Here is a 14,827-nt window from a genome sequence, read left to right on the forward strand (position 1 = left end):
CATGCGGACTGAATAGATCCTGCTCCGCCCCGCAAGTGCACCCCGGCCTGCGACGCACAGAGATTTCGTTGCCACTTAGCCGGGGGCGAGACGCTGTCCGGTCTGGATGGGCGTCCAAAATCTCAGCAATGGAGTTCCCCCATGTCCAACCGCCGCACCGGGCTCATCCTCGACTTCGGAGGCGTGCTCACCACCCCGCTGCTGCCGTCGGTATTGGCCTTCGAGCAGCGCGAGGGACTTCCGCAGGGAGCCTGCCTCAGGGCCCTGTACAAGGATGATGAAGGTGTTCGGATCACGAGCGACCTCGAGCGTGGAACGGTCTCCCAGACTGAGTGGAACGAGTTCGCCGGCAAGATGCTGGGTGTGCCCGCCGACGGCCTGATGGGCCGCATCTTCGGTGACCTTCGCCCGGAGCCGCTGATGATCGACGCGGCTGCCGCAGCGAGGCGAGCCGGGATCAAGGTGGGCATCCTGTCCAACTCGGTGGGGCTCGCCCCGTGGGACCTCTACGACGGCTACGAGCTTGAGCGGCTGTACGACGTTGTGGTGATCTCCGAGCAGCATCTGGCGCGCAAGCCTGACCCGAGTCTCTTCGAGATCACTCTCAAGCTCATGGATCTGCCGGCCGAGGAGTGCATCTTCGTCGATGACACGGCAGCGTACGTTCAGGCAGCGGAGCAGCTCGGCCTCGCAGGGGTCCATAACCAGGACCCCGAGCAGACGGTAGCCAGGTTGTCCGAGCTGCTCGGCGTGGACCTGACTGCGTAGGACAAGGTCGCGTGAAAGGACCGGGCGTGGCCTATCCGCGTGGCTGTGTCGTGAGGTGGATGGCGAAGACGCCGAGGGCCTCCTTCTCAGCCGGGTAGATGTCTCGGCACGCAGCCAGCAGCTCCCCGTGCGTCATGCCCAGTTCTCCGATCGCGGCGTTGTCCTCGGAGTCCAGCATCTCCTCGAAGGACGTGTATTCCTTGACGCCCGTGATGCGGGTGAGAAGGGAGTCACCGCCGGAGTTGAAGGTCAGGTTGTCTCCGGCTGCCATCTTGCGGATCTTGGGGTAGCCGACGCGAATCTCGATGGTCTTGCTGCCGGACAAGATGAGGTCGAAGTAGGGCTTGCGCAGGTTGAGCGCGTGCTGTGCGGGGGAGTCGGTCATCATGGTCCTTTCACGCTGGTTCGGGAGCAGGCAGGGTGGTGGCCGTCAACCGCTCGCGTAGGCCCTCGATGGCTGACTGTCGGGGATACCGGCGGGCGAGGTAGGACGTGAGGTCGCCCGCGCGGTGACGGACCGAGTCAACGACGCGGGCGGAGTCGAGAGCCTGATGGCCGAGTGCGATGGCGTCCTCCGGATCACCGAGGAGCGCGTGAGCGAGGGCAAGGTCTATGCGGGCGATGGCTTCACGGCTCGGCGATCGTGACGGTGCCGGGGCCGCCTCGTAGGTGGCCAGAGCCTGCTCCGCGTACCGCCGCGCCTCCTCGCCCTGGCCGAGCCAGACGAGTGCGGTCGCCGGGTACGAGGTGAGGGCATAGTCGGCCAGCGGTAACACGTCCATACCGAAGCGCCGCGGTACGCGCACCGGCAGGAGCCGATGCGCGTCCTCGGCAGCTTGGAACGCGACGGTGAAGCCGTCCGCGTCGCCGTCACTCGCTGCAGCGCGGGCGGCCTGGGCGTGTAGCCGCACGGTCAGCGGATGGGTGGTCGGCGCCTCCATCAGTCCCTTCAACGCTGCATCGCGCGCCTTCCCGGGCCGCTGCTCGTAGAGGTTGATGGATGCGGCAGCGTCCATCGCCCACGCGCATAACTCGCCGTGGCCGGACTGCTGTCCGTGGACGAAGGCGTCGGTGGCGAACGCGAGCCCGGTGCGCGCGTCCCCAAGATCGTGGGCGAGCCACGCCAAGAGTTCGGACAGCCATCCGGCGAAGGCGAGTAGCTCGCGCTCCTGCTTGTGGGTGTGGCTCCCCTTCAGCAGGACGTTGACCTTGCGTCGGTAGTCCATCACGGCGTCGAAGACGGCCTGCGGCGGCTTGAGCGAGTAGGCCCGATTGAACTCGGTAACCGCGAGGTCAAGATGGTCGAGAGTCCCTGATCCGAGCGATGTCGCTTCGGCCTGCCGGGTGAATTCGAGTACCTCTGCAGCGGCTTCTGTGAGGACTTGTACTGCGGCGGCCGGAGAAGCCAAGGCCAGTCCGGCGAGTTGTACCGCGCTTCGACGGTTCGTTGAGCTCACCTCCGAGATGGTCTCCGCGCCCGCCTTCGCGGGAGCGTCGTCTTCTCCAGAGAGTGTTCCCCCATCCGGCTCACGGTCTCGAAGCGAATCGCTCGCACTGTCCACCTGCGTAGGTGAGTAGTCGCGGGCGAGTCCCAGAGTGACGGGGTTGGTGGCGAACAGGCGGCACAGCAGGTCCTGATAGTCGGGAATGGGCAGCCCGCCGGCCTCCCAGTCCTTCCAGGACCGCTCGGACACCATTCCCACCCGGGGAAGTTGCTCGTCCTCGGCGAGCCGGCGAGCAGCGGATACAGCCTGCGCAACGGTCCATCCCATGGCCAGGCGATAGCACTTGATGCGGCGGTGTCCGCAGTGCGCTTCGATCTCGACGGCGATGGCCGCGACGAGGGTCGGCGGGACCGGGTCGGGTGAACCGGACCGACCGAGGGTTCGCTCGCGTAGGGCCTTACCGCAGGAGATGCCGTGGACGGGTCTGAGGTGCTGTTCTTCCGCGGTCTTCATCGGGCTTCTCCCCCACAGGGACAGGGTGGACGCCGGGCGCGTCACACGTGCTGGCCATCCCAGTCACTTCTCTGTCGCCATGGGCGGCCCAGCCGCCCACAGGGGGCGGTCGGCTCTCACTACCTGCGCTGACCGGGTCCGACCACTCTAGTCACGGCGCCGCGTTCGGCCGAGGACTTTGAACATGAGCCTGACTAAAGGGAGTTCGGGGCATCCGGCCGCCTGCGGCGCCCTCCAGACCCCCATCCATTTCACCCGGAGCAGGCGAACCGGGTGACGAGATCGAGAGGGCCACCATGGAAGTACCGACCACCGCCCTGGCGAAGCAGATCGTTCAGATGAAGCGGCTTGACCCCTCGCTCATCGAGCGTATGCGGCACGAGGCCCTGACCGCCCCCGCGCCCTGGACGGCCGAGTACGGCGAGTTCCAGTCCGGCGGCTGGTGGACCACGTCGCTGATGAACACCTCCCGCGACGCCGCCGACGTCCTGATCACGGACGGCACGGCCCAGCCGACCCCCCTGCTCCAGCACATGCCGGCCACCGCCGGTCTGCTGGCCGGGCTGGGGCTGAACTACATGTGGGTCCGCCTCGCCAGGCTGGCGCCGAACTCGTTCCTGTGGGAGCACCGCGACTACAACGAGCTCGACCACGTCGAGCGCCACCGGCTCCACATCCCCCTGCACACCAACTCCTCCGCGTTCCTGGTGACCGGCGGCACCAAGGTCCACATGACCGGCGGGTGGATCTGGCGCCTGACGCCGACCTACGCGCACGGAGTCTGCAACCTGCTCGGCCCGGACCGCATCCACCTGATCGCGGACGTGTACGCGGACGACGCGTACACCCGCCTGACCGGACAGGCGCAGGAGCCCGCGCACGCCGAGCGGCTCCCGGAGGCTTCGCAGGCGGAGCTCGCCGACAAGATCGCCGCCGCCCGGAGTCTGGCCGACCTGGGCTACGTCGAGGCCGCCGAGCAGATGCTGCTGCGGCTGTTCTACTCCTACGCCCTGCCCGAGGGCACCGCCTACGACCTGATCGCCGCCCTGCACACCGCACGCGGTGACAGCGAGGCGAACAGGCGTTGGACGTCCGCGAAGTCCAAGCTCCTCGCGCTCGCGTGACGCGCTCCCTCGCCTCCCGTCACTCCAGCTCGGAAGGACTGCTCATGCCCACCGCCGTGTCCCCGGCTTCGGACGAACTGCGCCTGGACGCCGTCACCGACGCCAACCGCCCCGTGCAACTGCCGCTCCTGAGCCGGATCGCCGCGCTGCTGTCCGCCTCCCCGGCAGTCACCCACCTGCTGGTCCGCGGCTCGCTCGCCGCCGGCACCGCCGACCGGCTCTCGGACGTGGACTTCGTCGTCGGTATCCACGACCGAGACCTGCCGGCCTTCATCGCCGCTCTGGACGACCTGATGACGGTCTCGGGCGGAGCCCTGCTGCCCGGGTGGCGGGACAAGATCGTCGCCGACTTGGGCGGGATCGGCTTCGTCTTCCTCGTCCAGCACGAGGGCAAGCTCCAGCAGGTGGACCTGTACCTGGCCCCCGCCTCCCAGATCACCGTCCTGCGCCAGACGGTCGGATGGAAGGTGCTTCTCGACCGACCGCCGGCCGAGATCACCATCACCCAGATCGACGAGGCGCACCGCTACATCACGGGCCTGGCGACCCGGCCGCGCTCGTGCACCGAACTGGTCATCGAGCACCTCGTGCTGACGCTGATGCTGCACAAGCGCATCCGCCGCGGGCAGCGGTTCATCGCCTACGCCGAGTGGCACATGCTGCACACCGCGACGAAGGACCTCATCAAGGCCGCGCTCGCCCCGACCTCGCTCTTCTGGGGCTGGTACCAGTTGCAGGAGGAGCTGGCACTTACCCCGATCGGCCGGTCCTGCCTGGCGGACCTGGGCGCGGCGATCAGCGCCCCGGCCGTCCCGGACGCCGAGGACGTCGACGCCGCCCTGGCCCGGGTTCTCGCGCTCACCGAGCGGGCGTGCCCCGACGCCCTGAGCGGCCTGTCCGACCCCATCACCGCCTACCGCACCTACCTGGAGCTGGCGTGACACCCCAGCCCCGCCCCCTTCCCGCCCCGGCCGACGGCCGGGGCGGGCCCCGGGAGCTGACGGCGGTGTTCTTCGGCGGAGTCGTCCCCGCCTCCCCCGACGAGGAGCAGCTCGCGCAGGAGATCGGGGAGGCGCTGGCCGGCGCCGGGTTCGCGCTGCTGCACGGCGGATACAACGGACTGATGGAGGCCGTGGCGCGCGGCGCCGCGACCAAGGGCGGCACGGTCACCGCGGTGACGCTGGCGGACAAGCACCCCTTGTGGGGCGCCTTCAACCCGTACGTCACCACCGAGGTCTATCTGCCCGACATCGGCGCCCGCCTCAACCACTACCTCGGCTCGGCCGATGTCGTGGTGGCGATGGGCGGAGGAGTCGGCACCCTGCACGAACTGACCGCCGCCTTGTACTACGCGGGAAACATCCGCCCGATCCCCGTCTGGGTCGTCGGCCACACCGCGCTCGCGCTGCTCGACTTCCTCAAGCAGGAGAAGTGGCTGGTCGAAACCCCCACCCGACCGCTGGGGTTCCTGCGTCCCGTCGCTTCCGCACCGGAGTTCACCACCCAGCTCCACCACCTGATTAGAGGGAAGGAGCGCGACACATGAGCACCACCACCACGCTGGCGGCCCGGGTCGCCGCCGCAGCCTGCGTGCCGGACCAGTTCGCGCTGGCCGACGGGCAGGTCCTGGACTCCTACTTCGATGAGTACCGGCTCGCCGCCGATCCGCAGTTGCTGCGCGACGTCGCCGCCGCCATGGCACCCCTTGTCCCCGAGGACACGCAGGTGCTGGCCGGGATCGCGCTAGGCGGCATCCCGCTGGCCGTAGCGCTGTCGGCCGTCACTGGACTGCCGACCGCTTTCCTGCGGCCGAGGCCCAAGAGCTACGGCTCCATGCGGCAGGTCGAGGGAGCCTCCGTCGACGGGCAACGGGTCGTCCTGGTCGACGACGTCGTTCGCTCTGGCACGCAACTCACCGCCATGACACGGGTACTGCGGGCCGTCGGCGCCCCCGTCGCCACGGCGCTCTGCGTACTTGAGCGGCCCTTGGGTGGCAGGCTGCGGCTGCGTGAGAACGGCGTCACCCTGCACCCCTTGCTCACCGAGGTCGACCTGCCCGCCAGCCAGGGGGCGGCATCGTGACCGGGACCGTGCTGCTCGACATGGACGGCGTCCTCCTGGACAGCAGGCGCGCCGTGCTGGCCACTCTCGCGGGCCTCGCGACGGCCGCCCTCGGCCGCCGCGTCACCGTCACGGACCTTCCGGCGGATGCCACGACAACGCCCCGAGTCGAGGTGCTGGCCCGTCTCGGCGTCGCCGCACCGGACGAGCTGTGTCAGACAGGATGGGACGCCGCTCTGGCCACCGCCACCGGTGCCACGGAGAACACGGCGGGCATCGGCCTGTTCCCGGGTGTGCTGGACGGGCTGAAGGCGATCAAGAACGCCGGGATCACGACCGGCGTGGTCACCTTGCAGTCCCGCGCCCGGCTGCCCTGGCTCCTGCCACCTGCCGCGCTCGCCCTGCTGGACATCACGGTCTGCCGTGAGGACGCCGCCCCGAAGCCCAATCCGGACGGACTCCTGCTGGCCCTCGGCAAGCTCGGCGCCCGACCGCCCGAGACGGTGTTCCTCGGGGACACCGTCGAGGACATCGCCGCCGCGCTCGCAGCCGGCATCACCCCGCTCGGCGCGGGCTGGGGCTACGCCGGCCCCGCCGCCCTCGCCGCCGCCGGGGCTGCAGCCGTCCTGAACGACCCGGCCCAGATAGGTCCCCGCCTGCTTGACCACACGCCCGATCCGGCGCCGCGCACGGCGACGGCACGCGCACGCTAAGCGATCTTGGGGTCGCACCCGCTACAGTCGGTGGTGCAGCAGGCTGGTGCAGCAGCACTGTGGTCTGCTGCACCACCGACGTGTGCCACGGATATGGAGTCAAAGGTGCGGCCCATGGGGGCGCGAGCTATCTGCGCCGAGCTGGAGAACTGAGAACCCTCTCAGTCGTCTCGTTCTCGGCCCGGCTCGGCGTGTGTGCCACCCCCTCCCCGCCACTCCCTTCCGTGAGGCCATTCAGCCATGCGCTCGACGCAGATCCGCGACACGTTCACCGACTTCTTCACCTCCCGCGACCACCGCCCGGTCCCCTCCAGCCCACTGGTCCCCGACGACCCGACCTTGCTGCTGGCCAACGCCGGAATGAACCAGTTCAAGCCCTACTTCCTGGGCGAGACGACCCCGCCGTTCCCGCGCGCCACCAGCATCCAGAAGTGCGCGCGGACCTCCGACATCGAGAACGTCGGCCGCACCAACCGGCACGCCACCTTCTTCGAGATGATGGGCAACTTCTCCTTCGGCGACTACTTCAAGGAAGACGCCATCGCCTTCGCCTGGGAGCTGCTGACCCAGGACTACGGGCTGGAGAAGGACAAGCTCTGGATCACCGTCTACGAAGACGACGACGAGGCCGAGCACATCTGGCGCCGCATCGGCGTACCCGCCTCCCGCATCCAGCGACTCGGCATGGAGGACAACTACTGGTCCATGGGTGTCCCCGGACCCTGCGGACCGTGCTCCGAGGTCAACTACGACCGCGGCCCCGCCTTCGGCAAGGAGGGCGGTCCCGCCATCGACGGTGAACGCTACGTCGAGATCTGGAACCTCGTCTTCATGCAGTATCAGCGCGGTGAGGGCGACAAGAAGGGCAACTTCCCCATCCTCGGTGAACTCGCCCGCAAGGGCGTCGACACCGGCCTTGGCCTGGACCGACTCGCCGCGATCCTCCAGGACGCCGAGAACGTCTGCACCACCGACCTGCTGCTGCCCACCTTCCACACCGTCCAGGACCTCGCCGGCCGCCAGGCCCCCAGCGAGGGCGAGGAGAAGACCTCCTTCCAGGTCGTCACCGAACACGCCCGCTCCATCGCCTTCCTCATCGCTGACGGCGTCCTGCCCGCCAAGGACGGCCGCGGCTACGTCCTGCGCCGCCTGATGCGCCGCGCGATCCGCCACGCTCGCCTCCTCTGCATCGACGGCCCCGTCCTGCCCACCACGACCGCCAGCGTCATCGGCAACCTCGGAGACGTCTGGCCCGAGCTGACGGCCCAAGCCGCGCTGATCGAACAGGTCGTCACCGCCGAGGAAGAGGGGTTCACCCGCACCCTGGCTCAAGGCACCCGACTGCTCGACGCCGCGATCAGCCGCACCCAGCACAGCGGCTCGGCCGCCTTGCCCGGGGAAACCGCGTTCGAGCTCGCCGACACCTACGGCTTCCCCCTGGAACTGACCATCGAGGCCGCCCACGACGCCGGACTCACCGTCGACGAAGAGCGGTTCTCCACCCTCTTGGACGAGCAGAGGAGGCGTGCCAAGGCCGGCGGCAAGGCCAAGACCACCGAAGCCCTGCGGAAGATGGACACCTACCGGGAGCTGGCCTCCCGCCTGCCCCGGACCGAATTCCTCGGCTACGAGCACCTCACCGCCGAAGCCACCGTCACCGGGCTGCTCTCCCAGGGCACCGCCGTGAACGCCGCAAGCGAGGGAAGCGACGTCGAGCTGATCCTCGACCGCTCACCGTTCTACGCTGAGGCTGGCGGGCAGATCGGCGACACCGGCACCCTGACCCTCACCGACGGCACCCGTCTGAAGGTCACCGACACCCGATACGGGCTGGAGGGCTTCCGCGTCCACACCGCCCGCGTCCTCGAAGGCGAACTGCGCACCGGCGCCACGGGTGAGGCCGTCGTGGACGCCGAGCGCCGCGCCGGGCTGATGCGCTCACACTCGGCAACCCACATCCTGCACGCCGTCGTCATGAACACCCTCGGCGATCACGCCCGTCAGCAGGGCTCCCTGGTCGAACCCGACCGGCTCCGCTTCGATTTCGCTCACTTCACCGCCCTCACCCCCGACCAGCTCCGCCAGATCGAAAGCGCCGTCAACGGCCACGTCCTAGACGATCCTGCTGTGCGCGCCTGGCACGCCGACCGCGCCGAAGCCGAAGCCGCAGGTGCCATCGCCCTGTTCGGTGAGAAGTACGGCGACACCGTCCGCATCGTCGACATCGGCGACTTCTCCCGCGAACTCTGCGGCGGCACCCACGTCGCTCACGGCTCCCAGGTCGGAGCGTTCCGCCTGCTCTCCGAGTCCTCCATCGGCGCCAACCTCCGCCGAGTCGAGGCCCTCACCGGGCACGGCACCCTGACCCACCTCGACTCCGAACGCCGACTGTTGAACGAACTCGCCTCCCTGCTCGGCACCCGACCCCAGGACGCACCCGAGGCCCTGCGCAAGCGACTGGATGCCCTTGCCGACACCCAGGCTCAACTGGCCCAGGTGCGAGCGGCCGAACTACGCACTCAGGCTGCCCAGCTCGCCGCCACGGCCCGACCCGCCGGCCAGGGGCACCTCCTCGTCCAGAGGGTCACCGGTGTCACGCCCGACGAACTTCGCCAACTCGCCTCCGACACCCTGACCCGCATGCCCAGCGGGCCGGGCGTCACGGTGCTGGCCCTGGAGCACTCCGGCAAGGCCCTGCTCGTCGCGGCCATCTCGCCCGACCTACTCAACCGGGGTGTCCAAGCGACCCAGATCATCACGCGCGCTGCCAAGGCGGTCGGCGGAGGCGGAGGCGGCACCGGCGCCCTCGCGAGCGCCGGAGGTCGACGTCCCGAGAACCTTGACCAGGCCCTGACGGCGGCTACCGAAGACGCCGCCGCCATCATCGCCGCCCAGTAGGTCAGAAAGTCATGTGATGACAACGCCCCTGTCCGACGCGAAATCAGCGCGGCGCGGACAGGGGCTTCATCATCAAGAGCCGATCGAGCACCTCCGGACTGTCTTTTCCGCCTGGCTGCAAGGCGACCCACTCGAAGCCAATTCAGTGCCGACCCCCGAGGTGCGCCGTGGTCACACGCCGATGGGATCTGTCTCCGGGCGGGCCGTGTACGCGTCGTGCATGGCCGCGTTGAAGCGCCTGGCTCGACGATCCGTCGCCGCCTCCTGCTCGCGGAGGGCGCCGAAGCGCTTCCAGTACCGGCGGTTGACCTCCCGGCTCATGACGGTCTCGGCGTAGAAGCGCAGCAGGCCCCCGCGTGCGAGGCCGAGCCGGTGCCTGAGCGAGAGCATGCAGAGCTGCTGGTTGGCGGCCAGGAGCTGCGCGTACTCCGCGGCATCCACGTCCTTCGGCCTCCACAGCTCCGCCAGCTCGGGGTGATCGATCATCTGATTGAGCGAGTCGATCTGATTACGGGCCACGGCCACTTCGTTGAACTGACGCTGGTCGCGTTCGCGCTGCCACAGATGCGCGCCGATCGCGACGGCGGCGAGCAGGACAAGGGAGCGATGCTTCATTGGTGGGCCTTCCTTGACGTGGTCTGGGATTTTCCGGGTCAGGAGCGCTCTGGGCGAGTTGCGAGTCGGTCTGTTCCGAGTCCGGGCTGGTGGCAGAGGCCAGTGGCGGCGAGCGGGCCAACGGGCGCCGCGTGTACGCGGTGGCGTGCGCGATGCTCATATCGCCACGTCAGCCGGTTCCGTGGTGCTTCGGTCGGCGTTCAGCAGGCCCCACCCGTGGGCCAGAACGACTAGCTGGGTGGTGGTGGCCGCTCCGGAGTGGTCGAGCAGTCCCGCGAGCGTGGCGTGGTAGTCGGCGGCAGCGATCTCGGCGCCGCGCGCGATGTCGTAGGGTCGGCTTCGCTTGGTGCACATCCGCAGCAGCGTCAACTCCTGAGGGGACAGAACTGGTGCCGGCGCGGTCGCGGCCGGGCAGGCGACCTCCCGCGCGGCGAGAAGGCGGTGGGTGAGGACCGCCAGCGAGCAGCGCTCCGGGCAGCCGAACTTCTGGCGGAGGCTGAGCAGGTGGCCGTTGATCGTCTGGACAGAGCGGCCGGTCTCGTCGGCAATCTCAAGGGCCGTGCGACCTTGTGCGAGAGACTCGGCGACACGTCGCTCAGTTTTGGTCAGCGCCTTGGTCGGGGCAACGGTGGTCATTGCGGTCATCCTCAGGTAACGACGGTCGGTGGCCGTCTCGTCGGGCTACGGCTTGTGGGTCGACTGCCTGTCCGGGGGGCCGGAGCTGGAAGTGCGCCATCGGCGGGATGACTGGGGTCGCGAGTATCGAGGCGAGCATGCTGGCGGCGATCACGAGGCCGCCTCCCACGACGTCGCGGCCTGTTCGATCAGGTGGTACGACTCGTCGTGGCCGTGGGCCCGCTCGACGGCACGGTGGAAGTTCTCGTGCACGGTGTCGGCGGTTGAGGATCGGGTCTCGTACCAAGGGACGAGGCGGCAGCCGGCGATCACCGGATGGCCGTGCACGATGAACTCCGATACGTCGATGTCGAGTGAACCGAATGACTTGTCGGTGGACGGCAGGACACGGATGGTCACGGGGCCGACGGCGATGGCGCCGTTCATGAGCCGGAGCAGGTGGTGCAGTTGTCCGGCCATGACTGTGGGGCTGCCGACGGGCTGACGCAGGACGGTGTCCCTGAGCAGCAGCGTGCGTCGCTGCTCGGTCGGCGTGGAGACCTCCGTGAGCCAGTCCGGCGTCGGGATCTGCCCGGCCGGCTCGTCCCGGCAGTCGCCGGTGGCGGCGAGCGCGGACCGGTAGCCGGGCGTTCGGAACGTGGGCGGGATACGTTCCATCGAGTAATGCAGGCTCTCGGCGGCGATCCGGGTGACGGCCGCGAACCGTGCCACCGCCTCGTCACCGGCCACGTCGGCCCACAGGTCCCACAGCCCCTCACGCGACAGGCGCGGCTGGCTGTGGGGGTTGGGCGGGTACAGACCCACCAGGTACGCGATGCTCGGGGCGCTCACCTTGTAGGACTGGAGCAGCGCCTCCAGGTCCTGGGGCGTCATCGAGGCAGCCGCGCGTTCCCATCTGCCGATTGTGGAGGACGACGTCAGGGCGGTTCTGGCGGCGGCCGCGCGCGTGATGCCCGTCGCCTTGCGCAGGGCGCGCAGGTAGACGGCCAGCACAATCTCGATGGGGCACGCGGCTCGCGACGGTGGGGACGCCGGCGCGCTCACGCGGCACCCGCCAGGGCGGACAGAACGATGGCCTCCGTGACGACCTCCGGAGCGAAGACCAGATGCTCACGCAGCTTGGCCAGCGCCACATCCGCAGGAGGCAGCCCGACTGCGGCCCGGCGAGCGTCGAGGTGTCCGGCGTCGCGCACCGGGTATGCCCACGGGCCGTCCGGGCCGAGGAGGTACTGCGTGCCGAACTCCTGGCGCTCGCCGTTGCTGAGCAGGGCACGGTCGTGCAGATGCACCCACTGCTGTACCGGCGCGTCCCCTGCTGCGACGGCCCGTCGCAGAAAGCGGGCGGCGATGCGCTGGAAACCCGGGTGGTCATCGCCGTGTACGGCGAGCTGCCACGCGGCACGCGCCGCGTCCGGGCCAACCATGCGATGTCCGGGCCAGCCGTACTCGGCGACCACGCGGCACAGAATCTGGGCCGAGGCGTAGTCGTGGTGGCGGCCCTGGCCGAGGTGGATGCCGTCGAGGCCGTCGCAGATGTGGCGGGTCCAGCGGTCGGCCGCCTGATCAGCGCGGGCGAGTAACTCCCTGGCAAGGTGGGGGCGGAGCGGCCGGTGTGTCACGAGGCGCTCCGCTCGACCATGGGGAGGGTGCAGCGGACGACGTGCGGAAGGGCCGAGCGCCGCTCCGCCGGCACGTACAGGCGAAGGACGCGTTCCCCCTCTACGCCCAGGCCAGTGCCGAGGCTGGTCCAGCCAAGGGTGCCGACGTAGGAAATGAGATGTGCGACCAGCTCGACAGGGGTGTCGGTACCCCCGGCGAGCAGCGCTTCCACCCGCACGTGCGGCACGCCGAGTCGGGCTGCGTAATCCGAGGCCCACAGCGTCAGCAGCCGAGCCACGCCCGCGCTCGCACTGCCTGGGACCGTGTAGACGTGGCGGAGATGAAGGCCCGTCGCGTCCCGGTGGAGAATCAGGCAGCAGAGCAGTCGGCCGTCCTCGAACAGGCCGATAGCCGGCTTCCGGCGGAAGAGCGCCGGGATATTCACGGCCCCCGGGCACGGCTGGTACCGGCGGGCGAGCCAGTCGAGCCGGTCGGTGACCAGCGCCGCGGCCTCCGCCCTCTCGGCACCGGTGCGCAGCGGCCGCATCTCGAACGCCGCGTAAGGCCGCGCGGCTTGGAGCTTTTGCGGGTTCACCGGCCCTCCTTGGGCAGGAGGTTCCAGCAGTGTGCCAGGGCGACGAGCCGGGAGAGGCTGTTCGCTCCGGTCCGCTCCAACAGCGACGCGATCCGACGGGGATAGCACCGGACGGAAATCCCGGCGGCACGCGCGATGTCGTGCCGCCTGCTGTACTGCGTCGCGGCGCGCACCAGCCGAAGATCCTCCCCGCTCAGCTCCGGCGCGGGCTCACTGATGGTGGGGGCGGGGACGTGCTGTTCCTTGATCAGGCCGTGCACCAGGACTGCATCGGAGCAGTACCTCGGGTAGCCCAGCTTTCTGCGCAGGACTCTGCGGTAGCCCTGTGCGGTGGTCGTGACGATGTGGGCTTCGTCGGCGATCTCGGCATTGCTCAGGCCGCGTGCGACGAGGCGGGCTATGCGATGCTCCCCGGGAGTGAAGTGCCGGGGCGGCCTCATGGTGGTCATCGGTGGTCTACCTGGAGTCTTCGTTGATCAGAGGGGTGGTCTGGTGCCTGCCGCCGGCCCCGACGGGGGCGGGGTCCGGCGGCAGGGCTGGCCCGTACGCGGCGGTGTGACGTCAGGAACGGCCGCCGCGCACGGGGGTCTATGCGGGGGCGGGGCCTGCCGCGGGCCAGGGATGCGGCGAGTCGAGGAGTTCGGACCAGCTAACGGGTGCCTCGTTCAGGGCGGCGTCTCCGAGGCGCTCACGCTGGACCTCACCCGTCCCGGCCGGGGCGTAGGTGTAGGGGATGTCTCGCCACAGACGACGTAGGACGGGGTCGGCGAACGCGTTCGCGCCGTGCAGTTCCATGGCGTCCCTCGCGGAAGCGAACGCCATCTTGTGGCCCTGATACTTGGCGTTCATCAGCTCCGGGTCGCAGTTGTGGCCGTGATCGAGCAGGTGCACGGCCGCGTACGCGAGCCCGCGGGCGGCGCGCAGACGACCCTCCATCTCGCCGAGACGTCCCCTGACCACGGGGTGGTCGGAGAGGTGACAGCCGTAGCGCGGCCGGTCGCTGAGGAAGCGGGCGGTCGTCTCGACGAGAGCGTCGTGAATGCCGAGGCTGATTGCGGACAGGTTCGGCCGGCCATACAGGATGCTGCTGCTCTGGCCGACGGCCGCGCCCTTGCCGACCATGCCGATGATGTTGCCGTCGGGGACGCGGACACGGTCGAGATCGATCCGGCCGGCGGTGAAACCGTGCAAGCCGAGGCCCGCCTGGTGGCGGCCGATGGTCAGCCCCTTACGGCCGGACTCCACCAGGAAGGCGGTCAGGGCGCGGCTGGTCGGCACTCCGCGTTTCCCCGTGCGGGCCAGGACGAGGTGCGCGCCCGCGATGTGGCTGTTGCCGACGTGGGCCTTGCTACCGGTGATCACCCAGCCTCGGCCGTTGCGCTCGGCGACGGTCTGGATCCCGCCGATGTGGCCGCCGGCCTCGGGTTCGGTGCTGGCAATCGTGAGCAGCGCCGAACCGTCCGCGACCCGAGGCAGCCACTGCTCCTTCTGCTCCGGGGTGGCGAAGCGAAGCATCGCGCCGACCGGGATCAACGTGGCCTGGAGGATGGCCCCGGCCGCCGCCGAGACGCGAGAGGTGCGGTGGATCAGGATCGTCTTGGCGACGTGTCCGGCCGCCAGGCCCCCGTACCGGTGCGGGACGGTGACAGCGAACCACCTTTGAGTCGCCATGAGGTCAGCGAGCTTGCGCTCCACCCGACCGGGAGCAGCCTCCATGCGCGTCGCGCGTGGAGCGACCTGCTCATCAGCGAACACATCAGCCTCCTGCCACAACGCCATGTGCCGTTCGGTCAGGTACGGGCTCAGCGCGGGTGGTGGTGCGGTGGGCGGAACCGTCGGGGGCATTCCCTCTCCCTGAGT

Annotated in this window: 16 protein-coding genes; 7 read left to right on the forward strand and 9 right to left on the reverse strand. The window is 69.5% G+C overall.

From position 1 onward, the window contains the following. Positions 1-141 precede the first annotated feature (141 nt). Positions 142-768, forward strand: a complete 627-nt coding sequence (locus tag ACZ3HQ_RS16005; protein WP_467511276.1) for an HAD-IA family hydrolase — start codon at positions 142-144, stop codon at positions 766-768. Between the two features lie 31 nt (positions 769-799). Here ACZ3HQ_RS16005 and ACZ3HQ_RS16010 read toward each other — a convergent pair whose 3' ends face one another. Both ACZ3HQ_RS16010 and ACZ3HQ_RS16015 read right to left on the reverse strand, forming a co-directional pair. Beyond that, positions 800-1,156 carry an ASCH domain-containing protein gene (locus tag ACZ3HQ_RS16010; RefSeq protein WP_467511278.1) on the reverse strand — a complete coding sequence of 119 codons (357 nt, stop codon included), beginning with the start codon at positions 1,154-1,156 and terminating at the stop codon, positions 800-802. Between the two features lie 7 nt (positions 1,157-1,163). Beyond that, the gene (locus ACZ3HQ_RS16015; protein WP_467511280.1) at positions 1,164-2,726 is read right to left on the reverse strand and encodes a tetratricopeptide repeat protein; all 1,563 of its coding nucleotides are present in this window, start codon (positions 2,724-2,726) and stop codon (positions 1,164-1,166) included. A 296-nt stretch (positions 2,727-3,022) separates the two neighbouring features. Here ACZ3HQ_RS16015 and ACZ3HQ_RS16020 point away from each other — a divergent pair, with 296 nt between their 5' ends. The 6 genes from ACZ3HQ_RS16020 to alaS all read left to right on the forward strand — a co-directional run bounded on the left by ACZ3HQ_RS16020 (position 3,023) and on the right by alaS (position 9,522). Then, complete coding sequence (locus tag ACZ3HQ_RS16020; RefSeq protein WP_467511282.1) at positions 3,023-3,850, forward strand: aspartyl/asparaginyl beta-hydroxylase domain-containing protein; 828 nt, start codon at positions 3,023-3,025, stop codon at positions 3,848-3,850. Positions 3,851-3,894: 44 nt separating this feature from the next. After that, positions 3,895-4,791, forward strand: coding sequence for a nucleotidyltransferase domain-containing protein (locus ACZ3HQ_RS16025; RefSeq protein WP_467511284.1), 897 nt, complete (start codon positions 3,895-3,897; stop codon positions 4,789-4,791). Beyond that, a complete protein-coding gene (locus ACZ3HQ_RS16030) occupies positions 4,788-5,396 on the forward strand; it encodes an SLOG cluster 4 domain-containing protein (protein WP_467511286.1) in 609 nt (202 codons plus the stop codon). The genes ACZ3HQ_RS16025 and ACZ3HQ_RS16030 overlap by 4 nt, the downstream gene beginning before the upstream one ends. Beyond that, positions 5,393-5,932, forward strand: a complete 540-nt coding sequence (locus ACZ3HQ_RS16035) for an orotate phosphoribosyltransferase (protein ID WP_467511288.1) — start codon at positions 5,393-5,395, stop codon at positions 5,930-5,932. The genes ACZ3HQ_RS16030 and ACZ3HQ_RS16035 overlap by 4 nt, the downstream gene beginning before the upstream one ends. Next, on the forward strand, positions 5,929-6,624 hold the full coding sequence (locus ACZ3HQ_RS16040) for an HAD family hydrolase (RefSeq protein WP_467511290.1): 696 nt from the start codon (positions 5,929-5,931) through the stop codon (positions 6,622-6,624). The genes ACZ3HQ_RS16035 and ACZ3HQ_RS16040 overlap by 4 nt, the downstream gene beginning before the upstream one ends. Before the next feature lie 240 nt (positions 6,625-6,864). After that, positions 6,865-9,522, forward strand: coding sequence for an alanine--tRNA ligase (gene alaS / locus ACZ3HQ_RS16045; protein ID WP_467511292.1), 2,658 nt, complete (start codon positions 6,865-6,867; stop codon positions 9,520-9,522). Between the two features lie 171 nt (positions 9,523-9,693). On the opposite strand, the gene ACZ3HQ_RS16050 is transcribed toward alaS, so the two are convergent. The 7 genes from ACZ3HQ_RS16050 to ACZ3HQ_RS16080 form a co-directional block, all read right to left on the reverse strand. After that, positions 9,694-10,137: a DUF6082 family protein gene (locus ACZ3HQ_RS16050; protein WP_467511294.1), complete on the reverse strand. Its 444-nt coding sequence runs from the start codon at positions 10,135-10,137 to the stop codon at positions 9,694-9,696. Between the two features lie 156 nt (positions 10,138-10,293). Next, a complete protein-coding gene (locus ACZ3HQ_RS16055; protein ID WP_467511296.1) occupies positions 10,294-10,773 on the reverse strand; it encodes a helix-turn-helix domain-containing protein in 480 nt (159 codons plus the stop codon). Positions 10,774-10,923: 150 nt separating this feature from the next. Next, on the reverse strand, positions 10,924-11,766 hold the full coding sequence (locus ACZ3HQ_RS16060; RefSeq protein WP_467511298.1) for a Scr1 family TA system antitoxin-like transcriptional regulator: 843 nt from the start codon (positions 11,764-11,766) through the stop codon (positions 10,924-10,926). Between the two features lie 47 nt (positions 11,767-11,813). Then, positions 11,814-12,392 carry a DUF6624 domain-containing protein gene (locus ACZ3HQ_RS16065; RefSeq protein WP_467511299.1) on the reverse strand — a complete coding sequence of 193 codons (579 nt, stop codon included), beginning with the start codon at positions 12,390-12,392 and terminating at the stop codon, positions 11,814-11,816. After that, positions 12,389-12,967: a hypothetical protein gene (locus ACZ3HQ_RS16070; RefSeq protein WP_467511301.1), complete on the reverse strand. Its 579-nt coding sequence runs from the start codon at positions 12,965-12,967 to the stop codon at positions 12,389-12,391. Before ACZ3HQ_RS16070 ends, ACZ3HQ_RS16065 begins: the two co-directional genes overlap by 4 nt. After that, positions 12,964-13,416: a helix-turn-helix domain-containing protein gene (locus ACZ3HQ_RS16075; protein ID WP_467511303.1), complete on the reverse strand. Its 453-nt coding sequence runs from the start codon at positions 13,414-13,416 to the stop codon at positions 12,964-12,966. Before ACZ3HQ_RS16075 ends, ACZ3HQ_RS16070 begins: the two co-directional genes overlap by 4 nt. Positions 13,417-13,555: 139 nt before the next feature. Beyond that, positions 13,556-14,812 (reverse strand): acyl-CoA dehydrogenase family protein, encoded by a 1,257-nt coding sequence (locus ACZ3HQ_RS16080; protein WP_467511305.1) that lies wholly within the window; start codon positions 14,810-14,812, stop codon positions 13,556-13,558. Positions 14,813-14,827: the final 15 nt, after the last annotated feature.

This window comes from Streptomyces sp. NPDC018263 (assembly GCF_055562575.1).